16 protein-coding genes are annotated in these 21,471 nt (G+C 63.8%); 6 read left to right on the top strand and 10 right to left on the bottom strand.

Annotated features, from left to right (window positions below; genetic code table 11):
- Positions 1 to 13: 13 nt before the first annotated feature.
- A complete protein-coding gene (locus ACXZ1M_RS15140) occupies positions 14 to 1,165 on the bottom strand; it encodes a class I SAM-dependent methyltransferase (RefSeq protein WP_459053942.1) in 1,152 nt (383 codons plus the stop codon).
- A 23-nt stretch (positions 1,166 to 1,188) separates the two neighbouring features.
- Here ACXZ1M_RS15140 and ACXZ1M_RS15135 point away from each other — a divergent pair, with 23 nt between their 5' ends.
- The 3 genes from ACXZ1M_RS15135 to ttcA are packed head-to-tail and all read left to right on the top strand — an operon-like array spanning position 1,189 to position 3,320.
- Positions 1,189 to 1,974 (top strand): SDR family oxidoreductase, encoded by a 786-nt coding sequence (locus ACXZ1M_RS15135; protein WP_459053941.1) that lies wholly within the window; start codon positions 1,189 to 1,191, stop codon positions 1,972 to 1,974.
- Positions 1,975 to 1,998: 24 nt separating this feature from the next.
- Positions 1,999 to 2,397, top strand: coding sequence for a dihydroneopterin aldolase (locus ACXZ1M_RS15130; RefSeq protein ID WP_459053940.1), 399 nt, complete (start codon positions 1,999 to 2,001; stop codon positions 2,395 to 2,397).
- The gene (gene ttcA / locus ACXZ1M_RS15125; RefSeq protein WP_459053939.1) at positions 2,394 to 3,320 is read left to right on the top strand and encodes a tRNA 2-thiocytidine(32) synthetase TtcA; all 927 of its coding nucleotides are present in this window, start codon (positions 2,394 to 2,396) and stop codon (positions 3,318 to 3,320) included. Before ACXZ1M_RS15130 ends, ttcA begins: the two co-directional genes overlap by 4 nt.
- Positions 3,321 to 3,322: 2 nt before the next feature.
- On the opposite strand, the gene ACXZ1M_RS15120 is transcribed toward ttcA, so the two are convergent.
- The 4 genes from ACXZ1M_RS15120 to ACXZ1M_RS15105 form a co-directional block, all read right to left on the bottom strand.
- A complete protein-coding gene (locus ACXZ1M_RS15120; RefSeq protein WP_459053938.1) occupies positions 3,323 to 4,639 on the bottom strand; it encodes an amidohydrolase in 1,317 nt (438 codons plus the stop codon).
- Positions 4,640 to 4,672: 33 nt separating this feature from the next.
- The gene (locus tag ACXZ1M_RS15115) at positions 4,673 to 6,451 is read right to left on the bottom strand and encodes a M14 family metallopeptidase (RefSeq protein ID WP_459053937.1); all 1,779 of its coding nucleotides are present in this window, start codon (positions 6,449 to 6,451) and stop codon (positions 4,673 to 4,675) included.
- An 87-nt stretch (positions 6,452 to 6,538) separates the two neighbouring features.
- On the bottom strand, positions 6,539 to 8,092 hold the full coding sequence (locus ACXZ1M_RS15110) for a S41 family peptidase (protein WP_459053936.1): 1,554 nt from the start codon (positions 8,090 to 8,092) through the stop codon (positions 6,539 to 6,541).
- Positions 8,093 to 8,125: 33 nt separating this feature from the next.
- A complete protein-coding gene (locus ACXZ1M_RS15105; protein WP_459053935.1) occupies positions 8,126 to 9,046 on the bottom strand; it encodes a LysR family transcriptional regulator in 921 nt (306 codons plus the stop codon).
- Positions 9,047 to 9,146: 100 nt separating this feature from the next.
- Between ACXZ1M_RS15105 and ACXZ1M_RS15100 the strand changes: the two genes are divergently transcribed.
- On the top strand, positions 9,147 to 10,349 hold the full coding sequence (locus ACXZ1M_RS15100) for an MFS transporter (protein ID WP_459053934.1): 1,203 nt from the start codon (positions 9,147 to 9,149) through the stop codon (positions 10,347 to 10,349).
- Here the strand turns inward: ACXZ1M_RS15100 and ACXZ1M_RS15095 are convergent.
- The gene (locus ACXZ1M_RS15095) at positions 10,346 to 13,051 is read right to left on the bottom strand and encodes a TonB-dependent receptor plug domain-containing protein (protein WP_459053933.1); all 2,706 of its coding nucleotides are present in this window, start codon (positions 13,049 to 13,051) and stop codon (positions 10,346 to 10,348) included. The two genes, ACXZ1M_RS15100 and ACXZ1M_RS15095, sit on opposite strands and share 4 nt — an antisense overlap.
- A gap of 241 nt (positions 13,052 to 13,292) precedes the next feature.
- On the opposite strand from ACXZ1M_RS15095, the gene ACXZ1M_RS15090 reads away from it, so the two are divergent.
- Complete coding sequence (locus ACXZ1M_RS15090) at positions 13,293 to 14,159, top strand: transposase (protein ID WP_459053932.1); 867 nt, start codon at positions 13,293 to 13,295, stop codon at positions 14,157 to 14,159.
- Positions 14,160 to 14,237: 78 nt separating this feature from the next.
- On the opposite strand, the gene ACXZ1M_RS15085 is transcribed toward ACXZ1M_RS15090, so the two are convergent.
- Complete coding sequence (locus ACXZ1M_RS15085) at positions 14,238 to 17,795, bottom strand: indolepyruvate ferredoxin oxidoreductase family protein (protein WP_459053931.1); 3,558 nt, start codon at positions 17,793 to 17,795, stop codon at positions 14,238 to 14,240.
- A gap of 61 nt (positions 17,796 to 17,856) precedes the next feature.
- Positions 17,857 to 18,966 carry a 4-hydroxyphenylpyruvate dioxygenase gene (gene hppD / locus ACXZ1M_RS15080; protein ID WP_459053930.1) on the bottom strand — a complete coding sequence of 370 codons (1,110 nt, stop codon included), beginning with the start codon at positions 18,964 to 18,966 and terminating at the stop codon, positions 17,857 to 17,859.
- A gap of 128 nt (positions 18,967 to 19,094) precedes the next feature.
- Between hppD and ACXZ1M_RS15075 the strand changes: the two genes are divergently transcribed.
- Positions 19,095 to 19,616 carry an Lrp/AsnC family transcriptional regulator gene (locus ACXZ1M_RS15075; protein ID WP_373990043.1) on the top strand — a complete coding sequence of 174 codons (522 nt, stop codon included), beginning with the start codon at positions 19,095 to 19,097 and terminating at the stop codon, positions 19,614 to 19,616.
- Here ACXZ1M_RS15075 and ACXZ1M_RS15070 read toward each other — a convergent pair whose 3' ends face one another.
- The gene (locus ACXZ1M_RS15070) at positions 19,617 to 20,228 is read right to left on the bottom strand and encodes a GNAT family N-acetyltransferase (RefSeq protein ID WP_459053929.1); all 612 of its coding nucleotides are present in this window, start codon (positions 20,226 to 20,228) and stop codon (positions 19,617 to 19,619) included.
- Complete coding sequence (locus tag ACXZ1M_RS15065) at positions 20,225 to 21,469, bottom strand: multifunctional CCA addition/repair protein (protein ID WP_459053928.1); 1,245 nt, start codon at positions 21,467 to 21,469, stop codon at positions 20,225 to 20,227. The genes ACXZ1M_RS15070 and ACXZ1M_RS15065 overlap by 4 nt, the downstream gene beginning before the upstream one ends.
- Positions 21,470 to 21,471 lie beyond the last annotated feature (2 nt).

Genomic DNA, 21,471 nt, shown 5'->3' with positions numbered 1-21,471 from the left:
CGTGCTTTTTTGTCTACAGCCGGTGGCTGCGGTCCTGCATCAGCAGGGCCGGCGGCAACTCGACGCCCTTGCCCACCGCCAGCACCTTGAACAGCTCGCCCATTTCGGCCGGCGACACCAGCTTTTGCATGGCGCGCGCCTGCGGCAGGTAGGCCATGGCGTCGGCCGGGTCGGTGCGCAGCAGCAGTTCGCCGATGCCGGCGCCCAGCAGGAAGCCGGACTGGTTGAGATAGCCCAGCACCTCGGCGCCCGCGTCCTGCGCCGCCAGCGCCATCGCCGTGAAATCGACGTGGGCGGTGATGTCCTGCAGGCCCGGATAATAGAACGGGTCCGGATGGGCGTGGTGGCGGTAGTGGCACATCAGGGTGCCGGTGGCGCGCTGGTCGAAATAATACTCATGCGCCGGGAAGCCGTAGTCGAACAGGAAGGCGGCGTTGGCCCGGCCGTTGAGCAGCATGCGGCTCAACGTGGCCATGAAGCCGCAGGCCACGCCGTGCAGCTCGGTCACATAGCCGACCGGCAGCAGCTCATGCTCGGGAATCTGGCGCGCGATCTGCGCCAGCAGCTCATCGCCGGCCGGCACTTCCAGGTACTGGAAGCGGCCGTCGGCCACCGTCACCTGCAACTCCTGCCAGCCGGCCGGGTTGCGGATCACCAGGTGCACCGGCATGGCGTCCAGCACCTCGTTGCCGAACACCACGCCGTCGAAAGATTCCGGGAAGGCGTCCAGCCACTCCACCTGCGGGAAGTCGCGCAGCTTTTCCTGCTGCCGCCCGCGCAGCTCGCCGGACAGTTCGACGATGCTGTAACGCTCGACGTGGACCCCGGCGGCGGCCAGCTCGGTGAGGATGTCGAACGCCAGCTTGCCGGTGCCGGCCCCGAATTCAAGGAGGTTCGGCGCGCTTTGGGCGATAATAGCGGCTGCAACCTGGGCCAGCGCCGCGCCAAACAGCGGCGACAGCTCGGGGGCGGTTGTAAAATCGCCATCTTTTCCCAGCTTGGCGGAGCCGCCGCTGTAATAGCCCAGACCGGGCGCGTACAGCGCAAGCTCCATGTAGCGGGCGAAGGAAATAGCACCGTGATGGCGCTCGATGTCGGCGGCGATCAGGTTCTGCAGGGCGTGGGACGCGGCCAGCGCGTCGCTAGAAGGTACGGGTAAGGACATCCCGGCATTATATCCAGTTCAAAATGATGACAGCACAGGACAACTCAACTCCGGGCCAACGCGTGGCCCTGGTCACCGGCGCCGGACGGCGCATCGGCCGCGCCATCGCGCTCGGGCTGGCGCGCGCCGGCTGGGACGTGGTGGTGCATTACCGCGCCTCCGCCGCCGAAGCGGCCGAGGTGGCCGGCGAGATCATCGCCCTGGGCCGCCGCGCCATCGCCCTGCAATGCGAGCTGGCCGACGAAGCGGCCGTGCGCCAGTTGCTGCCGCGCGCCGTGGCCGCGCTGGGCGCGGTGCACTGCGTGGTCAACAACGCCTCGCTGTTCGACTACGACAGCGCCGAGGACTTCACCGCCGCCCGGCTCGACGCCCACATGCGCGCCAACGTCGCCGCTCCGATCCTGCTGGCGCAGGCCCTGCACGCGGCCACGCCGGCCGGGATGCAAGCCAGCGTTATCAATCTGCTCGACCAGAAGCTGTACAATCTCAATCCTGATTTTTTGTCGTACACCCTGTCCAAGGCTGCGCTGCACACCGCCACCACCATGCTGGCGCAGCAACTGGCGCCGACCGTGCGGGTGGTCGGCATCGCGCCGGGCATCACCATGGTGTCCGGCGACCAGACCGACGCCGGTTTCGCCAACGCGCACCAGCAAACCCCGCTGGGCCGTTCCAGCACACCAGACGACATAGCCGACAGCGTGGTCTACGCCGCGTCGGCGCGCGCCCTGACCGGCACCACCCTGCTGGTCGACGGCGGCCAGCATTTGCTGCCGTTGCCGCGCGACGTGATGTTCCTGGCTAAATAATTTAATTCGAAAGAAGGTTCTTCCATGCTGTCCGCCCTGATACACCCGCAATTGAACGACTGCCGCCGCCTGTTCCTGCGTAACTACGAAGTGATGATCAACATCGGCGTCTACGAGTTCGAGAAAAAGGGCGAGCAGCGTTTGCTGATCAACGTCGACCTGTACATCCCGCTGGCGGTGTCGTCGCCGCAGCACGACCAGCTGGAAGAAGTGGTGGACTATGACTTCATGCGCAACACCATCGCCAACCTGATGGCGCGCGGCCACGTGCAGCTGCAGGAAACCCTGTGCGACGACATCGTGCGCGAAATGCTGTCGCACCCGAGCGTGCGCGCCGCGCGCGTCTCGACCATGAAGCCGGACGTCTATCCCGACTGCGAAGGCGTGGGCGTGGAAGTATTCAAAATCAAGGAAGCAGCATGAACGCCGTCATCGATAACAACGAAAACATCAGCGTCAAGAGCATGGAGAAGATCGCCCACGAGAACAACAAGCTGCACAAGCGTCTGTGCCGCCTGGTGGGCCAGGCCATCGGCGACTTCAACATGATCGAAGACGGCGACAAGGTGATGGTCTGCCTGTCCGGCGGCAAGGACTCGTACGCCCTGCTGGACATCCTGATGACCTTGCGCGAACGCGCGCCGATCAACTTCGAGATCGTCGCCGTCAACTTGGACCAGAAGCAGCCGAACTTCCCGGCCGACATCCTGCCGGCCTACCTGGACAAACTGGGTGTGGCTTACCACATCGAAAACCAGGACACCTACAGCATCGTCAAGCGCCTGATCCCGGAAGGCAAGACCACCTGCTCGCTGTGCTCGCGCCTGCGGCGCGGCATCCTGTACCGCGTGGCCGATGAACTGGGCTGCAACAAGATCGCCCTGGGCCACCACCGCGACGACATCCTGGAAACCTTCTTCCTGAACATGTTCTTCGGCGGGAAAATCAAGGGCATGCCGGCCAAGCTGGTATCGGACGACGGCAAGCACATGGTGATCCGCCCGCTGGCCTACGTGAAGGAAGAAGACACCGAGCGTTACGCCGCAGTGAAAGGCTTCCCGATCATCCCGTGCGACCTGTGCGGCTCGCAGGAAAACCTGCAGCGCAAGCAGATCAAGGCCATGTTGCGCGACTGGGAAAAGAAACACCCGGGCCGCGTGGAAAACATCTTCTCGTCGCTGTCGACGGTGGTGCCATCGCACCTGATGGACCGCGACCTGTTCGGCTTCAAGGACATCAAAGCCGACGGCATCGCCAACCCGGCCGGCGACATCGCTTTCGACGAAGAACCCTGCTCCACCCCAACCACCGTGCCAGGCATCATCTCGCTGCAACGCGAAGATTAAGCTCAGCGTGCAGGTGGGTGGGCCAGCAGGTCCAGAACCGAATACGTCAACGCGCTGACGCCGGCGCGGATGGTGCGCTCCTTGTCGGGCGCGAAGAACGGGCTGTGGGGGCTGGGCAGCACCGTGCCGGACGCCGCCGCCTGCGCGAACAGCGCCGGTTCTATCGCGCCCACGCGCAGCTGCAGCGACGGCACGCCCGCCGCCCGGCCATATACACCAAAGTCTTCCGAGGCCGAACTCGGCGAAATCTGCATCACGTTGGCCGCGCCCATCGCGCGTTTCAGCGCCGCGCTGAGCTGCGTCGCCATGGCGACATCATTCACCACGACTTCGGACGCCTCTTTCGGGTCGACAAACACCAGCGGCTCGCGCGGTGCCCCCGCCGCTGCCGCTTCCGCCTTGGCGATGCGCGCGATCGATGCCAGCAGCATTTTCTGCACCTCCGGTTTGTACGAGCGCACCGTCAACTCCAGCTTGGCCTCGTCCGAAATGATGTTGCGCTTGGTGCCGCCGTGGAAGGTGCCGACCGTGACCACCGCCGCATCGAACGGATTGACTTCGCGCGCAACGATGGTCTGCAAGGTCACCACCGCGCGCGCGGCGATCAGCAGCGGATCGACGGTGGTGTGCGGCGCCGCGCCGTGCCCTCCCTTGCCATAGAAGGTGATGTCGACCGAATTCGAAGCCGCCGATGCCGGCCCCGGCACCACGCCGATCTGGCCCGCCGGCAGCAGGTTGGAGTCATGCAGGCCAAGCACCACGTCCGGCTTGGGGAAGCGCGTCAGCAGGCCGTCTTTGAGCATCATCTCGGCGCCCTGCAGCACTTCTTCGGCCGGCTGGCCGACAAACACCAGCGTGCCATGCCATGTGTCGCGGGACTGCGCCAGCAAGGCGGCGGCTCCGGCCCAGGAGGTCATGTGGATATCGTGGCCGCAGGCGTGCATCAACGGCACCGTGTTGCCGGCGCCGTCGCGCGTGGTCGCCGTGCTGGCATACGGCAGCTTGGTTTGCTCCTTGACCGGCAATGCATCCATGTCGGTGCGCACCATGACGGTCGGGCCGGCGCCGTTCTTCAGCACACCCACCACGCCATGCCCGCCGACGCGCTCAGTCACCGCAAAGCCGGCGGCGCGCAGCTGCGCGGCCATCCTGGCCGCCGTCTTTTCTTCCTGCAGGGATAGTTCCGGATTGCGGTGCAGATCGATATACAGCGCATCGAGCTTGGGATAGAGCGCGTCAAGTCCGGCCAGCTGCTGCGCGGATGCGGAAACAAACAGCGACGCCAGCAAGGCGCCGCCGGTCAGGCTTTTCTTATGCATAGCCGTCTCCCTTGTGTAGAACAATCAGAACAATCAGTACTTCTGCGCGGTGCGCATCACCGGGTAGAGATTGAAGCGCTCATCCCACGAAGCGTGGCGCTTGGCGAAGAACTCCAGGCGCTTGTGCGGACTCTTGTTGAATTCCGCGTCGGTGTCGAGCTTCTTGCGGAACTCCTCGCGCAGGGCTGGATTGGCTTCCAGCTGATCGCGCGCCACTTCTTCGGCCACATAGTCCTCCATGTACTCCTTCTGTTCGAAGGCGTTGTTGAAACCGCCCCACGCCAGCAGGCCGTCACCGCCGCGCGGCTCCAGCATGGTCATCACCAGGCGTGCCTTCGGCTGCGCGATCGGCACGAACAAGGCGCCCTTGGCCACTGCGCGGCGCTCGCGCGCCCAATCGCCTTCCACCGCCAGCGCCATGTGGCCTTCGAACGACTGCGCGCCGAACTTGGCCTTGGTCGCGCGGAAGGTTTCCACCTCGGCCGACATCTGGTCGGCGTTGATCACCTTGAAGCTAATGCCGTGCTGTTTCAGCTTGGCGCCGACCCAACCCGCATCGGCCACCGGCACGATGTAGCCGCCCAGCGGCGCCGCCACTTTGAAGTCCGGCACGATCTCGTCGCGCAGCGGCACGGTCCACATCTGCGGCTTGCTCTCGTCGTAGCGGGTCCACAGGCCGCCCGAGATCTCGGAGTGCTCGCGGGTGTAGGCATAGCCGGGGAACTCGATGGTCTTGGCGTTGTAGGTGGTGCGATAGCTGAGCGGGAACTCGCTGCCGCCCATGGCGCTGGCGCGCGCATCCGCTTCCTGCGTCAGCTTCTGCCATTCCTTGCCGTGCTGCGCCACCTGCGACAACAGCGACACGATGGTGTTGCGCGTGATGCGCACGCGGGTTGGATAGTCTTTCCACGAATGGGTTTCCACCAGCATGGCGAAGCGGTTACGCATCGGGAAGTAGCCGGTCGAGAAGCGCGGTGTCGACATGGAATCGATAAAGCCGGAAGTCGGATCGTCTTCCTTGGCGAAGGAAATGTAGAACTGGCGCGGGTCGGAGCCTTGCGCCTTCAGGTCCGCCATCACATTGGTCTGCAGCGCCATGCCGGCCACTTTCAGCGCTTCGTCGCCGCCGTGCACCGGCTCCACCTGGACCGAGATATCGGGCTGGAACTTGGCGCCGTCGGTCACGTGCAGGTCGATATAGGCCAGCGGGTCCCAGGCGTTCACCAGCGCCAGCATGGCCTGCATCTCCGGCGCGTCGGCCTTCACGTAGTCGCGATTCAGGTTGTAGTTCTGCGCCGTGGTGCGCCAGCCCATTTCCACCGGGCCGCGCTGGTTGGGACGGTTGTTCTTGCCGAAGCGCTCATGGCCGTCGACATTGAATACCGGGACGAACAACAGCACCTGCTTGTCCAACGCGCCGGGCGCCGCCTTGTTCTCGAGCGCCTCGCGCAGCGCCAGGAAACCGGCATCTTTGCCGTCGATTTCACCGGCATGGATGCCGCCCTGGATCAGCAATACCGGCAGGCCTTTCTTCTTCGCCTGCTCCGCCGTCAGCCCGCCGCTGCGCGAGACCGCCAGCGCCAGCATCGGCCGGCCTTCCGGCGTGCGGCCGAATTCAAAGCAGCGCACCTGTTTCGGATAGGCTTTCTGGAACTGCGCGCACAGCGCGATCACTTCGTCGTAACGGCCGGTGGCCTGGAAGCCGGAGCGCTCGGAAACGGTGGTCAGGGACGCTGCCGGCGCGGCGGCCAGCGCACTGCCGGCGGTGGTGGTGGTGGCGGCAAACGCAAGCAGTATGGCGGAACGGATCATGTAGGACTTCCAGCGAAGGTTGAGGGACCGATGCCTGTACCGGCATCGGATACGCTGGAAATTATAGTCCGCTTTACGCTTTAGGCCCTAGCGCCCGAGGATGGAGATTTCCTTCACCTGCGGCCGCACCAGCTGCATGGCGCCGGATGGCGTGCGGTTGCGCAGCGGCGTGACGGGGCACACGCCGTTGGCGCGGTAGCTGAGCGCCGTCGCCAGCAGGCTCTCGGACGGATCGCCGACCTCGCGCGCCAGGTCGTCGACGGCGGCGCAGGTGGGCTTGAAGCCGTCCGCATAGTCGCCGAAGCCCTTGTCGTTCACGCCCTGCAGCTGGATCGCGAAATAGGTGGTGCCGCAATTCGGCGCCGGCACGAAGGCATACGGCTTGCCGCAGGTCTCGCCGCCGACCAGGTTCACTTCGATGTCGATCCCGCGCAAGCTGTTGATGACCGACTCGCTGGCCGAGCAGGTGCCGGGCGTGGTCAATACCGTGACGCGCTTGAGCCCCAGGTAGGGCAGCACCGCCCCTTTCTTCAGCAGCGCCGGCGCCAGGCCGGCGGCGGCGGTGGGGAAGCGGTTCGGCGTGCGCTCGGGCAGCTTGTCGTTGGCGATCAGCTTCTCGAAGGTCTTGCCGCTGGTCGCTTGCGGGCCGGCGATCATGTACGCCAGTTCGCCGGCGACGCTCAGCAGGCCGCCGCCGTTATAGCGCATGTCCAGCACCAGGTCCTGGATGCCGGCGGCCTGCAAGGTGGCGATGGCGTTCACCAGCGCCGCTTCCGCCACCGCGTTGTGGTCGTTGAATTGCAGATAGCCCACCGAACCGCTGGCGGTCGGAATGACTTTGACGTTCTGCACCGGCGCCATGGCCAGGTTCTGCGAAGTCAGCGACACCGGCAGCGTGGTACCCGCGCGCTGCACCACCAGCCTGTGCGTCTCGCCGGCGCTGACCGGGAACAAACCCGCGTTCAGCGCAGCGGTGCCGGCGACGGAATCGTCGGTGATGGAGGTGCCGTCGACCGTCAGCAGCGTGTCGCCACGGCGCAGCCCTGCCAATGCGGCCGGCGATGCCGGCTCCACCAGCGCGATCGCCCACATGCGCTTGGCGTTGGCGTCGGTATTACGCTGCCAGGTGATGCCGTAGGTGAGCTCCACCCCTTCGTTGGTCATGGCGTCCCAGGTGGCGCTCGGATAGGTGAAGTGGAAGCGGTCCTTGGCGCGGCCGGTGGCGGTGGTCTGCGGCGTCTTCAGAACATCGAAGTAGGCCAGCGCGGTCTGGTAGTCCGCGCGGTGCAGATTGGTCGGCACCTCGCTGTACCACAGATAGGTTTCGTTGATGAAGGCGCGCAGCCAGCGCTGCTCTTCCTGCAGCGTGCCCTGGACGTCGGTGTACGGCAGGCCGTTCGGCTGCAAGCCGGTGCGCGGCGCTTCGCAATGATTGAGCAGGTTAAGCCAGTCGGCGCGCACCGGCGGCGGATCGTCCGGAATGGGCTCCGGCGGCGTCACCACCGGCGGCGTCACAACAGGTGGCGTAATGACAGGCGGCGTCACCACGGGTTGCTGTGCTGGTGGGCTGGAACCGCCGCCGCACGCGGCAAGCAGCACGGCGACAGTCATCGCGGAAAACCGTTGGGGTAGAGATTTCATTAACAAACGCCTTAACCTGGGCCCACGATTTTATCAGGCCTGCAGATCCGCATCATTCCTCAACAGCGCGGCCAGCCACTCGGCAAACACGCGCAGGCGCGGCGACGACATGCGGCCCTGCGGATACAGCAGCGAAATCGGCATCGCGGTCGGCGGCGTGGCGGCCAGCACCTCCACCAGCGCACCGCTGGCCAGGTGCTGGCGCACCTGATAGCGCGCCACCTGCGCCAGTCCCATGCCCTGCAGCGCGCAGCTGACATTGGCCTCGGCGTCGCTGACGGCGATGGCGCCCTGCACCTCCGTGCTCACCACGCTACCATCGACCACGAAGTCCCAGTCGTAAGGGCGGCCGGTGCGGCCCGAGAAATGCAGCACGCCACGATGCGCACGCAAATCGCTCCATGCCTGCGGCACGCCGTGCCGCGCCAGATACTCCGGCGACGCGCAAGTGAGGAACGTCATCCGGCCCAGCGGGCGGCCGATCATCGCGGAGTCCTGCAGCTCGCCCACGCGCACCGAGCAGTCCAGGCCCTCCGCCGTCAGGTCGCGCACACGCTCGTTCAAGCTCACCACCAGTTCCACCTCGGGATAGCTGCGGCAAAAATCCGCGATATGCGGCACCACCACGCAGCGGCCGAAAGGGCCGGGCAGCTCCACCCGCAGCTTGCCGCGCGGCTGGCTGCCTGCGGCGCCGTGTGGATCGCGATACCGGCCCTCGGCATCCTCCACCGCTTGCAGGATCTCCAGGCACTTGCGGAAGTAGTCGGCGCCGTCCGGCGTCAGCGACAGGCGGCGCGTGGTCCGCTGCAGCAGCTGGGTGCCGAGGAAGGCCTCCAGCTTCTGAATGGTGGCGGTCAGCGCGGCGCGCGGCAGGTCCAGCGTCTCGGCGGCCTTGGTAAAGCTATTGGCCTCGACGATGCGGACGAAGGTCTGCATGGCTTTCAGTCTGTCCATTGTTCACATAATATGAAAAGTATAGGTGCATTATGCCCTGATTATCTTTGTCGGACTTTTCTCTAGACTCTGCTCATCGCACTCTCACTGGAGCAACAGCATGAACAACAAAGATATCGGCGCCGGCATGGTCACCCTGCTGGCCACGGCGACAGGCCTGATCGTCGCCAGCCTGTACTACGCGCAAACACTGGTCGGCCCGATCAGCGCCTCCACCGGCCTCTCGCCTGCGGCGGCGGGGCTGATCGTCACTCTCACGCAGATCGGCTACTGTATCGGCCTGCTGTTCATCGTCCCTCTGGGCGACCTGCTGGAAAACCGCCGCCTGATCTTCACCGGCCTGCTGTTCACATCGGCCATGCTGGTGCTGGCCGCGATCAGTAGCAGCGCGTGGATGTTCCTGACCGCCGCGCTGGGCATCGGCCTCGGTTCGGTGGCGGCGCAGATCATCGTGCCGTTCGCCGCACACCTGTCGGCGGAAGCCACGCGCGGCGCCACGGTCGGCAAAGTGGTGAGCGGGCTGCTGCTGGGGATCATGTTGTCGCGCCCTGCGGCCAGCCTGATCGCGGACGCCACCAACTGGCACGTCGTCTTCGGCGGCGCCGCCGTGGTGGTGGTGATCGTCGCCTTCGTGCTGCGCGCCAAACTGCCGCAGCGCGCACCGAGCCACAGCATCACGTATCCCAAGCTGCTCGGCTCCTTGTGGCAGCTGTTCCTGCACACGCCGGTGCTGCGCCGCCGCGCCGCCTACCATGCGGGCCTGTTTGGTTCCTTCAGCTTGTTCTGGACCGTGGCGCCGCTGATGCTGGCCGGCCCCACCTTCCACCTGTCGCAAACCGGCATCGCCATCTTCGCGCTGGTCGGCATGGCGGGCGCGGTGGCCTCCCCTATCGCCGGCAAACTGGCGGACGCGGGCCATACGCTGACGGCAACCGCCGTCGCGCTGACGCTGGGTGTGATTGGATTTTTCCTGCCGCTGCTGGTGCCGGGATCGCGCGAAGTGGCGCTGGCGGTGCTGGTGATCGCATCGATCGTGCTGGACATGGGTGTGGCGGCCAACCTGGTACTGGGCCAGCGCGCCATCTTCTCTCTGGGTGCGGAAGTGCGCAGCCGCCTGAATGGCGTCTACTTCGCCCTGTTCTTCGCCGGCGGCGCACTGGGGTCGGCGCTGGGTGGCTGGATGTTCGCTACCCACGGCTGGCACGCCGCGCTGCTGACCGGTGCGGCCTTCAACGGCGCGGCGCTGCTGTACTGGGTGACCGAATACATCGGCCACACCAGCCAGCGCAAGGCAATCGCTTAACTGCCGAAGTGGTAATTCAGCTCGACCCAGCCCTGGCGGCCGGTCGGGCTGTAATTACCGACCGGGTAGTACGGCCACCCGGCGCTGGCATCGGTCTTCACCTTGTTGAACAGGTTATTCACCGCGACCGACAACGTGGTGCGCTCGTTCAAGCGATACACCACGCTGGCGTTGACCAGGGTGGTCGGCGTCAGGTAAGCGTCGCCGGCGGCGTTCGGGGTTTTGCCGTAACGCTGCAGGAACAAGGTGCTCGACCACTGCGCCACGTTCCAGGTCACGCTGGCGTTCAGCTTATCGCGCCAATCGTAATTGGTCAGATCCGTCAGATCGTCGTTCAAGGTATCGCCGGCGAACTGGCGCGAATGCTTGTTCAAGGTCTTCGAGTAGTTGGCCTTGGTGATCACATTGCCATAGGCGGCGGTGCGCAGCACATACTTGGCCGAGACATCGATGCCATCCACATTGGTGGTGGCCGCGTTGATCGGATTGACCAGGATCTGCTTGATCTCGCCCGGCTTGTTCAGCGCATTGTCTGGATAACGGACGATGCGCGCGATGGTATCGGCGCAGGTCGGCGAAGTCAGGTCACCCTTGATGCGGCAAGCTGCTTCATCGCGCAGCAGGGTATCGGCGCTCAGGTTGGTGACCAGGTCACCGATCTTGATGTTCCAATAGTCCAGCGTCACATCGAAGTCCGCGCTTGGCGACCACACCACACCAAAGCCACGCGAGCGGCCACGCTCGGAGCGCAGATCCTTGCTGCCGGTCTGCAAATAGTCCGCGCCTGGCGAGTAATTGGCGAAATCGCAGTCGGCCACCGGCTGGCCGGCCTTGGCGCAGCGATAGTAATCGGTGGTGGACGAATAATAGCCGGTGCCGCGTGCCTTGTAGATATAGTTCATGTCCGGCGCGCGGAAGCTGGTGGCGTAATTACCGCGCACCAGCAGCTGCGACACCGGACGCCACTCGACGCCGCCGTTGTAGGTGAACTTGCCGTCGTTGCGGCCGGCGAAGCTGTAGCGGTCATAGCGCCCGGCCAGCGTGGCGTTGATGGACTGGATCACCGGGATATTGGTCTCCACGCCGACGGCGTAGCGCTCACGGGTGCCGGCGGTGACATCGGCGCCGGTGACGGCGTTGAAGTAGCCCTGGTTGATGCGGCCATCCGGCGCATTCGAAAAGCCCTGCTTGCCCAACTCCGCGACCGCCGCCACCTTGACCGGGCCGGCCGGCAGCGTGAAGGCATCGCCGTTGGCGGTCAGGCTCAGGGTATTGGTCCAGGACTTGTCGTTGCTGACGGAATTATCGGTGATGGTATCGAACTCCTGCGGCGTCAGGCGCTTGGTCAGGCGGGCCGGATCGGGCGCATAGATCGCCACGCCGTTCTTGTCCACGCCCAGTTGCTGGCCGAGGAAGAAGCTATCGATATTCGCCAGCGCGCGCGGGCGATGGTCCTGGCTCTTGTACAGCGAAGCGGTGTAGCCGGCTTCATAATTCCAGGTGGTGCCGGGAATCAGGCCGCGCGCGCCGAACGACAGGGAACTGGCCTGATCGTCCCAATAGCGGTTGTAGCGCTCCACGCCGCCGATTTCCTCCGGCGAGATATAGCGGCTCCACGCCTCGTAGGCGCTGGTGTTCTGGTTCCAGAAATAGCTGTCGGTCAGCGAGCGCGAAGTCCACGACGGGCCGCGCGTATTCTGCGTGCTGCGATTCTGGCCGAACAGCGCCTCGGCGAACAGCGTGGTGGTCGGCGACAGCTCGTAATTGGCGCTGCCGAACAGATTCTGGCTACTGTTCTTGGTCTGCGTGGTCCAGTAAGTCGGACCAACTTTCGGACTGGCGCAATAGCTGCCCGCCTTGGCGGTGTACTTCACGGTGCTGCCGCCGAACAGATCGCCGAGCGACGAGCAGGTGTCGCCGAGGTCGACGTACTTGCCGGTGCTGACGTTCTTGCGGCCCAGGACGGAGGTCGGCGCCACGCCATCCTTGCCGGCCATGAAATCGCGGTCGGCGCTCCACAGCGGATCACGCTCAAGCAGCTCGACGCTGAACAGCGTATTGAGTTTATCGAAGGACTTCCCGCCGGTGAACTGCAAGCGCTGATCGCCGGCGCCGCCGCGCGAAGTGCCGCCAGCTTTCACATTGATGTCATAACCATCGGCCTGTTTTTTCAGGATGATGTTGACCACACCGGCGACGGCATCGGAGCCGTAGACGGCGGAAGCGCCGCCGCTCAGGATCTCGATGCGTTCGACCACGCTCGAAGGAATGTTGGCGAGGTTGGTAAAGTTAACCGTGCCCTCGTAAGCGATCGGAAAATCGGCCATGCGGCGGCCGTTCAGCAGCACCAGCGTATGGTTCGGGCCCAGGCCGCGCAGGCTGATGGCGTTGGCCGACGGCGTAAAGGTATTGCCATAATCGGCGCCCTGCACGAAGCCGCTGTTCTGGGTTTGATTGGTGAGCGCGTCGAAGACGTTACGGTAGCCCTGCTTGGTGATGTCATCGCCGGTGATGACGGTAACGGCCGAAGGGCCTTCAGTACCGGCGCGCGGGATACGCGAACCGGTGATCACGACGGCCGGCGGCGTGGTAGCCGCCACCGGTTCCTGTGTCTGCGCCTGCGCCGAGATCGGGCCGGCCGCGCCGCACAGCAGTGCGATCGCACCGGCCGCCAGCGGATTCAATTTCAATTGTATTTGCATTGAAGTGGTCCAAGTTTGAAAAGGCTGCCACCTTAACAAGCCGGACCACAATACTGAACGAATGTTTCCGCACAAGCTTATGCACTATTCCGGTGCGCCCCTGAATTCGGGGTCAGCTCTGTCATTTGGACAAGCGCACACAAAATTTGAGCAATATCAACGCGCTTTGAAAAATTGCCACTACCTGAATTCATTGCGAGAGCGCAATCGCGCCGGGCGTTTATGGCCTTAAGCTCGCGATATGACTCGCCCTCTACGAATCGAATACAGCGGCGCCCTCTACCATGTCACCGCACGCGGCGACCGGCAAGGTGCTATTTATCGCTCTGACAGTGACCACCTGGTATGGCTCGCCATGCTCGGGGAGACGTGCTCGCGCTTCAACTTCATTGTTCATGCCTACTGCCAGATGACCAACCACTACCACATACTCGTGGAGACAGTGGACGGACGACTGAGCGGCGGCATGCGCTACCTCAATGGAAACTACTCCCAGTATTTCAACCGCACGCACGAGTTGGTCGGGCATGTCTACCAAGGACGCTACACGGCAATCCTCTGCCAGGGTGACGTCTATTTGCAGGAACTGGCCCGCTACATCGAGCTCAATCCCGTGCGGGCAAAGTTAAGGTCCTTGCCGGGGGAATGGCCATGGAGCAGCCACCGCGCGAAAGTTGGACTCGGCGATGCACCGACGTGGCTGGAGTCAGACTTGGTGCTGGCCCATTTCGCCAACACCAGGCATGCTGCACAGCTGGTCTATCAGCAGTTTGTTTTATCAGGCATTGGTGGGCCAAATCCACTTGTCGCGGTGAGAAATCAAATGCTCCTAGGCGACGAAAAGTTCTGCCAGCGTGTCGCTGGTACCGAGGTCCCTGGCGACCTGACCGAAATAACGCGTACTCAGCGACGGGCGATTGCTCATCCGCTACCAAGTTATTTCACGCAATATCGGGATCCTAAGGAGGCCATGGCGCGAGCCTACCTGTCGCTGGAGTATTCCATGCCAGAGATTGCACGCTTTGCGAGGGTTTCAGTAACGACAGTTAGCCGCGCTGTAGATAGCTTTCTCAAGCGAGGAGATCTTGAGAAAGATCAAAAGAGTTAGCTGCTTGTCCGAATGACAGAGCTGACCCTGAATTGGGCGCGAAAAAAAACCGAGGGCTAGCCTCGGTTTTTCTCCTGCTCAGGCCGCGTGTGTGGCGGCCGCTGGTTTGCCGAAGCTTGCCAGCAGCGTGGCTTCCTTCTGCTTCGCCGCTTTCAGGTGGCGTTCTTTCACGTGGCCGTAGCCGCGGATGTCTTCCGGGATGCTGGCGATGGCTACCGCTTGCGGCAGGTTGTCCGCCGTCAGCTTAGGCAGCAGGCTACCCACCGTCTGACGGTACTCGGCGATCAATGCGCGTTCCATCTTGCGCTCTTCCGTGTAGCCGAAGACGTCCAGCGCCGTGCCGCGCAGGCCTTTGAATTTGGCCAGCACGCCGAACGCTTTCATCATCCATGGGCCGAATTCCTTTTTGATCAGGTGCCCTTGCGCGTCGTGCTTGGCCAGCAGCGGCGGCGCCAGGTGGAATTTCAGCTTGATGTCGCCGTCGAACATGCCGGCGATCTTTTGCTGGAAGGCGCCGTCGGTGTACAGGCGCGCGACTTCGTATTCGTCCTTGTACGCCATCAGCTTGTAGTAGTAGCGCGCCACGGCTTCGCTCAGGCGGGTGCTCTTGCCCAGCTTGGCCTCTTCCGCGCGAACCTGGTCGACAAACGATTTATACTGTTTAGCATAATTCGCGTCCTGATACGCCGTCAACAGCTCCACGCGCTTGGCGATGATGTCGTCCAGCGTTTGGATGCGCTTGAATTCGATCACCTTGGCCGGCGCGGTCAGCTTCGTTACCGATGCCAGATCGTGCGCCGCCGTGCGGCCCCAGTTGAAGGCGGCCTTGTTGAACGCTACCGAGACGCCGTTCAGTTCAATCGCTTTCACCAGCGCCGCTTCGCTCAGCGGGACGTGGCCTTTCTGGAAGGCGTAGCCCAGCATGAACATATTGGTGGCGATGGAGTCACCCATCAGCGCCGTGGCGATCTGGCCGGCATCGACGAAGTCGACCATCTCGTTGCCGCAGGCGCGGATGATTTCGCCGCGCGAGCTGGCGTCCGGGAATTGCCAGTCCGGGTTCTTTACGAAGGCAGCCGTCGAGGAGCCGGTCGAGTTGATCATGGCGTGCGTGCGGCCCTCGCCCATGCGCGACAAGGCGTCGCGCGAGGCTGTGACGATCAAGTCGCAGCCGATCACCAGGTCGGCGCTGCCGGTGCCGACGCGGGTCGAATGCAAATCGCTCTGGCGATCCGCCAGGCGCACGTGCGACATGACCGGGCCGCCCTTCTGCGCCAGGCCGCTCATGTCGAGCACAATCGCGCCTTTGCCGGCAACGTGCGCGGCCACCGCCAGGATCTGGCCAACCGTCACCACACCGGTACCGCCGATGCCGGTGATCAGGATGCCGAACGGCGTTTCGGTCGATGGCAGCACCGGCGATGGCAGTTCCACCACAGGGCCTTCGCCCACTGCGGCTTTCTTCGGTTTCTTCAGCGCGCCGCCTTCCACCGTCACGAAGCTCGGGCAGAAACCGGTGGTGCAGGAGAAGTCCTTGTTGCACGAGGATTGGTTGATCTGGCGCTTGCGCCCCAGGTCCGTCTCCAACGGCTCCACCGACAGGCAGTTGGACTGCACCGAGCAGTCGCCGCAACCTTCGCACACGGCTTCGTTGATGACCGCGCGCTTGGCTGGATCCGGATACTCATTGCGTTTCCGGCGGCGGCGCTTTTCGGACGCGCAGGTCTGGTCGTAGATCATGGCCGATACGCCCGGCTTGTCGCGCAGTTCGCGCTGCACGTCCATCAATTCGCTGCGATGGCGCACGGTGACGCCTTCCGCCCATTTGTAGTCGGCCGGGTATTTGTCCGGTTCATCGGTGACGACGATGATCGGCGTCACGCCTTCGGCCGCGATCTGGCGCGAGATCATGCCCGGATCGAGCGGACCGTCGAACTGCTGGCCGCCGGTCATCGCGACCGCATCGTTGAACAGGATCTTGTAGGTGATGTTGACCTTGGCCGCCACCGCCGCGCGGATCGCCAATATCCCCGAGTGGAAGTAAGTGCCGTCGCCAAGATTGGTGAACACGTGCTTCTCGTTGGTGAACGGCGCCTGTCCCACCCACGTCACGCCTTCCGCGCCCATGTGGGTGAAAGTGGAGGTTTCGCGGTCCATCCACAACACCATGTAATGGCAGCCGATGCCGGCCAGCGCGCGCGAGCCTTCCGGCACCTTGGTCGAGGAGTTGTGCGGGCAGCCGGAGCAGAAGAACGGCGTGCGGTCGGTCTGCGGATTGCCTTTGGCCGGCAGAGTTTTCAGCGCCAGCTCTTTCGCTTCCAGGAAGGCGATGCGCTCCTGCACGCGCTTGGCCACCGGATGGTCCTTGCAGTAGTGCGCGATGCGCGAGGCGATGGCGCGCGCGATCTGCGCCGGATTCAGTTCATAGGTGGCCGGCAGCAGCCAGTCGCCGTGACCGGTCTTGCCCTTGTTGCTCCATTCGCCGGTGTCGTCGAACTTGCCGACCACGCGCGGACGTTGGCCGTCCGGCAGGTTGTACAGCTCTTCCTTTAGCGCGTATTCGAGGATCTGGCGCTTCTCTTCCACCACCAGGATTTCGTCCAGGCCCTTGGCGAATTCGTGCACGCCGTCCGCTTCCAGCGGCCAGGTCATGCCGATCTTGTACAGGCGGATGCCGATGTCGGCCGCTGCTTGTTCGTCGATGCCCAGGTCGGCCAGTGCCTGGCGCGTGTCGAGATACGATTTGCCGGCGGTGATGATGCCGATCTTCGGCTTCGGCGAATCCCAGATGATCTTGTTCAGCTTATTGGCGCGGCAGTAGGCCAGCGCGGCGTACCACTTGTAGCTGTTCATGCGGACTTCCATGTCCAGCACCGTGTCCGGCCAGCGGATATTCAGGCCGCCTTCCGGCAGTTCGAAGTCGGTCGGCAGTTCGATCTGCACGCGGTCCGGATCGAAGTCCACCACGGCGCCCGATTCGATGATGTCTGTGACGCATTTCATCGATACCCACAGGCCGGTGTAGCGGCTCATGGCCCAGGCGTGCAGGCCGTAGTCGATGTATTCCTGCACCGACGATGGGTACAGCACCGGAATGCCGCAGGCGTTCAGGATGTGGTCCGACTGATGCGCGGTGGACGAGGACTTGGCCGCGTGGTCATCGCCCGCCAGTACCAGCACGCCGCCGTTCTTCGCCGAGCCGGCGTTATTGGCGTGCTTGAAGACGTCGCCGCAGCGGTCGACGCCGGGGCCTTTGCCGTACCACATGGAGAACACGCCGTCGTACTTGGCGTCCTGGAACAGGTTGGTCTGCTGCGTGCCCCAGACGGCGGTGGCCGCGAGGTCTTCGTTCATCCCGGGATGGAATTTGACGTGGTGCGCGTCGAGGTGCTTCTTGGCCTTCATGGCCGTCATGTCGACGCTGGTGACGGGCGAACCACGATAACCGGTGATGTAACCTGCGGTGTTCAGACCCGCTTTCACATCGCGCTCGCGCTGCATCATCGGCAGGCGGATCAAGGCCTGGGTGCCGGTCATAAAGGCGCGGCCGCGTTCCAGCGTCCATTTGTCGTCAAGGGTGATCTCGTCCAGGGATAGGGACGGATCTAGTTGCAGGCCCTTTTGAGGTGCATTCATTTTGTCTCCAATATTCTGCCGGTGCTCCGTCTATGTGCTTTGCTGCCGGCGGTTGCTGTGTTTATGCCGCAGTGTCCTTCAGGACGCCGCGTTTGATCTGGTCCAGTTCTATCGATTCGAACAGTGCGCGGAAGTTCCCTTCGCCGAAGCCCTGGTCTCCCTTGCGCTGTATGATTTCGAAGAAGATCGGACCAATGACGTTTTGCGTGAAAATCTGTAGCAGCAGTTCGCGTTCGCTGTCGTTGCTGTGACCATCGATGAGGATGCGCAGGCGACGCAGTTCTTCCAGCTGCTCGCCGTGGTTCGGCAAGCGGCGGTTCACCAGTTCGTAGTAGGTCTCGATGGTGTCCTGGAAGGCGATGTCGGCCTTCTTCATGGCTTCCACCGACGCGTAGATGTCGTCCGTGCCCAGCGCGATGTGCTGGATGCCTTCGCCGTGGTACTGGTCCAGGTATTCCGCGATCTGCGATTTGTCGTCCGACGATTCATTGATCGGAATGCGCACCTTGCCGCACGGGGAAGTCATGGCTTTCGACTTCAGGCCGGTGAGCTTGCCCTCGATGTCGAAGTAGCGCACTTCGCGGAAGTTGAACATCTTCTCGTAGAAGTCCGCCCATTCCTTCATGCGGCCGCGATGGACGTTGTTGGTCAGGTGGTCGATATAGGTCAGGCCGTGGCCGACCGGATTGGCCGGTGCGCCCGGTATGGCGACGAAGTCGACGTCGTAGATGCTGATGTCGCCGATGGCGCCTTGGGAACCGGCGTTCTTGCCGCGCCAGCGGTCCACCAGGTAGATCAGCGAATCGCCCACGCCCTTGATGGCGGGGATGTTCAGCTCCATCGGGCCGGTCTTGTTGTCGAAGCCCCAGGCGCCCTTCTCCAGCGCCGACTTGTAGGCCAGCGCCGAATCCTGCACGCGGATGCCGATCGCGCACACGGACGGGCCGTGGTGACGTGCGAAACGCTGAGCGAACGAATCCTGCTCGGCGTTGATGATGAAATTGATCTCGCCCTGGCGATACAGGGTGACATCCTTGTGGCGATGGCGGGCGATGGCGGTAAAGCCCATGCTCTCGAACAGCGCGCCCAAGGCTTTGGGATCCGGAGCGGCGTACTCGACGAACTCGAAGCCGTCGGTACCCATAGGGTTCTCCCATGGCTGGAATTTCATACACGTCTCCTTTATAGGAATAGGGCACAGTATAGACCTGCACCGGCGGCATAAAATTGCAAACAATTCCCATGCGCGGCCAATTTGAGCAATAATATTGCCCTCAACACGGAAAAACCGAGGCATTTATGACCAAAATCGCGCTAGACAAAACCGACCGCAAAATTCTGTCCATTTTGCAGTCCGATGGCCGGCTGTCGAACCAGGACGTGGCCGAGCTGGTTGCCCTGTCGCCCTCGCCCTGCCTGCGCCGCATCAAGCGGCTGGAGGAAGCGGGCGTGATCCGCCAATACGTGGCGCTGCTGGACCCGGACAAGATCGGCCTGGGCCTGCTGGCCTACGTGAACGTGCGTCTGGAAAAGCACAGCGAAGCGGCCGCGCACAGCAACGCCCGCGCGCTCGGTGCGCCGAACGCGCCGCCGTCGCCGCGCGCCGACTTCGCCGAATCGGTGGCGCAGTGGCCGGAAGTGGTGGCCTGCTACGCGATGACCGGTGAGATGGACTACCTGCTGCGCGTGCACGTGGAAGACATGGACCACTTCTCGCGCTTCATGATGGCGACGCTGCTGCGCCACCCGGCGGTGCTGGACGTGAAATCGTCGTTCGCCCTGCAGCGCGTCAAGGACACCACGGCGCTGCCGCTGGTGTAATTACTTGCGGCCGAACAGGCGGTCGAGCCATTTGCTGGCGATGCGCTTGTTGGCTTTGTAGGTGTAGTCCAGCACCGCGATCTGTTCGTGCAGCGCTTCCTGCAGCATGCTGGCCGGATCGGCCGGCAACAGCTTGAGGTAGGCGTCGGCCTCGCCGTAGTCGCGATGGATTTCCATGCCGGCTTTTTTCGCGATGTGCATCATGGTTTTGTTCGACGACAGGCAGTGCATGTAGAGCGTGTCGACGTCGTTGTTGCGGCAGTGGATGGCGGCGCGTTCGAACAGGCGCGACCCCATGCCCATGCCGCGCGCCGATTTGCTGACCGACAGGCCGAATTCCGCCACGCGGTCCTTTTCGGTGACGCTGTTTTTTTCCTCGCGCGGCGCAAACGCCAGATGGCCCACCGCCACCAGCTTGAACAGGCGGTTGTAGACGCCGAACACCATGTCGCGCGAGAAGTCGATGCGGTTGACGTAGTTGGTGACCTGCTCGTCCGGCAGCACGGTGCCGAAGCGCAGCAGGCGGTCGCTGTTTTCCAGGTCGAGGAAGTGCCGGAGCATGCGGCGGCGGTCGCGCTCGCGCAGCTCCTTCACCAGCACCAGCAAACTCATTCCCCGTCCTCTTCTTCCTTCAACACGGCCTTGACGGCGCGCACGCGCGCCGCATGCACGCGCTCCGGTATGCGCTGCGGATTGTCGGCGCAGGATTGCGCGATCTCGCCGGCGTTGACGCCGCGCGCCGCCGCCAGCGCCGCTTCCAGATGCGCCAGTTGCGGGAACGGCGCCTCGGCATAGCTGGCGTTGGGACCGATGCGGCCGCGCGAATCGCACTCCGTCGCCAGCAGCATCTGCGTGAAGCGCGCCGGCTTGCGGAAGGCGTCGCAACGCTCGAACAAGGTCACGATGGTGTTGGCGCGCAGTTGCAGCGCGCGGCCGATGTTGCCGTGCTCGCGCGCGGTCATCACGGCCAGGTCGCGGCATTCGGTCGGCACCTTGAGGCGCTTGCTCACCTGCTCCACCAGCTTGACGCCCATGCCTTCGTGGCCATGGTGCGCGGGCCAGTTCTCCGATGGCGTGACGCCCTTGCCCAAGTCGTGCACCAGGCAGGCGAAGCGCGTCGGCAGCTCGCGTTCCAGCAGGGCCGCGCAGTCGATCACCTGCAGCACGTGGACGCCGGTGTCGATTTCGGGATGCCATTTCTCCGGCTGTGGCACGCCCCACAGCACGTCCAGTTCCGGCAGGATGCGCGCCAGCGCGCCGCAGTCGCGCAGTACTTCGAACATGCGCGATGGTTTCCGTTCCATCAGCCCGCGCGACAGTTCCTGCCACACGCGTTCCGGCACCAGCGCATCGACTTCGCCCTGCTCCACCATCTGCCGCATCAGCGCATTGGTTTCCGGCGCCACGCGGAAATCGCTGAAGCGCGCGGCGAAGCGCGCCACGCGCAGGATGCGCACCGGGTCTTCGGCAAAGGCATCGGAGACATGGCGGAAGATGCGCTGCTCGATGTCGCGCTGGCCGCCGTATGGGTCGGTCAGCGTACCGTCGTCGGCGCGGGCGATGGCGTTGATGGTGAGGTCGCGCCGCACCAGATCATCTTCCAGCGTCACATCCGGCGAGGTGTGGAACACAAAGCCCTTGTAGCCGGGCGCGGTCTTGCGCTCGGTGCGGGCCAGCGCATATTCCTCCTGCGTTTTCGGGTGCAGGAATACCGGGAAGTCCTTGCCCACCGGGCGGAAGCCTTGGGCGATCATGTCGTCCGGCGTGGCGCCGACGACAACATGATCATGGTCCTTGACCGGCAGGCCAAGCAGCGCATCGCGTACCGCGCCGCCTACTACGTATGTCTGCATGA

The organism is Duganella paludis (assembly GCF_054461335.1).
The sequence above is the reverse complement of the archived record's forward strand: the minus strand, read 5'-3'. Positions and strand labels throughout refer to the sequence as shown.

Excerpts from the sequence above, each read along its gene's own strand:
- ttcA (WP_459053939.1), top strand. The coding sequence starts at position 2,394 with ATGAACGCCGTCATCGATAACAACGAAAACATCAGCGTCAAGAGCATG.
- hppD (WP_459053930.1), bottom strand. The coding sequence starts at position 18,966 with ATGAAATTCCAGCCATGGGAGAACCCTATGGGTACCGACGGCTTCGAG.
- ACXZ1M_RS15110 (WP_459053936.1), bottom strand. The coding sequence starts at position 8,092 with ATGAAATCTCTACCCCAACGGTTTTCCGCGATGACTGTCGCCGTGCTG.
- ACXZ1M_RS15070 (WP_459053929.1), bottom strand. The coding sequence starts at position 20,228 with ATGAGTTTGCTGGTGCTGGTGAAGGAGCTGCGCGAGCGCGACCGCCGC.
- ACXZ1M_RS15135 (WP_459053941.1), top strand. The coding sequence starts at position 1,189 with ATGATGACAGCACAGGACAACTCAACTCCGGGCCAACGCGTGGCCCTG.
- ACXZ1M_RS15075 (WP_373990043.1), top strand. The coding sequence starts at position 19,095 with ATGACCAAAATCGCGCTAGACAAAACCGACCGCAAAATTCTGTCCATT.
- ACXZ1M_RS15095 (WP_459053933.1), bottom strand. The coding sequence starts at position 13,051 with ATGCAAATACAATTGAAATTGAATCCGCTGGCGGCCGGTGCGATCGCA.
- ACXZ1M_RS15120 (WP_459053938.1), bottom strand. The coding sequence starts at position 4,639 with ATGCATAAGAAAAGCCTGACCGGCGGCGCCTTGCTGGCGTCGCTGTTT.
- ACXZ1M_RS15140 (WP_459053942.1), bottom strand. The coding sequence starts at position 1,165 with ATGTCCTTACCCGTACCTTCTAGCGACGCGCTGGCCGCGTCCCACGCC.
- ACXZ1M_RS15090 (WP_459053932.1), top strand. The coding sequence starts at position 13,293 with ATGACTCGCCCTCTACGAATCGAATACAGCGGCGCCCTCTACCATGTC.
- ACXZ1M_RS15100 (WP_459053934.1), top strand. The coding sequence starts at position 9,147 with ATGAACAACAAAGATATCGGCGCCGGCATGGTCACCCTGCTGGCCACG.
- ACXZ1M_RS15085 (WP_459053931.1), bottom strand. The coding sequence starts at position 17,795 with ATGAATGCACCTCAAAAGGGCCTGCAACTAGATCCGTCCCTATCCCTG.
- ACXZ1M_RS15130 (WP_459053940.1), top strand. The coding sequence starts at position 1,999 with ATGCTGTCCGCCCTGATACACCCGCAATTGAACGACTGCCGCCGCCTG.
- ACXZ1M_RS15065 (WP_459053928.1), bottom strand. The coding sequence starts at position 21,469 with ATGCAGACATACGTAGTAGGCGGCGCGGTACGCGATGCGCTGCTTGGC.
- ACXZ1M_RS15115 (WP_459053937.1), bottom strand. The coding sequence starts at position 6,451 with ATGATCCGTTCCGCCATACTGCTTGCGTTTGCCGCCACCACCACCACC.
- ACXZ1M_RS15105 (WP_459053935.1), bottom strand. The coding sequence starts at position 9,046 with ATGGACAGACTGAAAGCCATGCAGACCTTCGTCCGCATCGTCGAGGCC.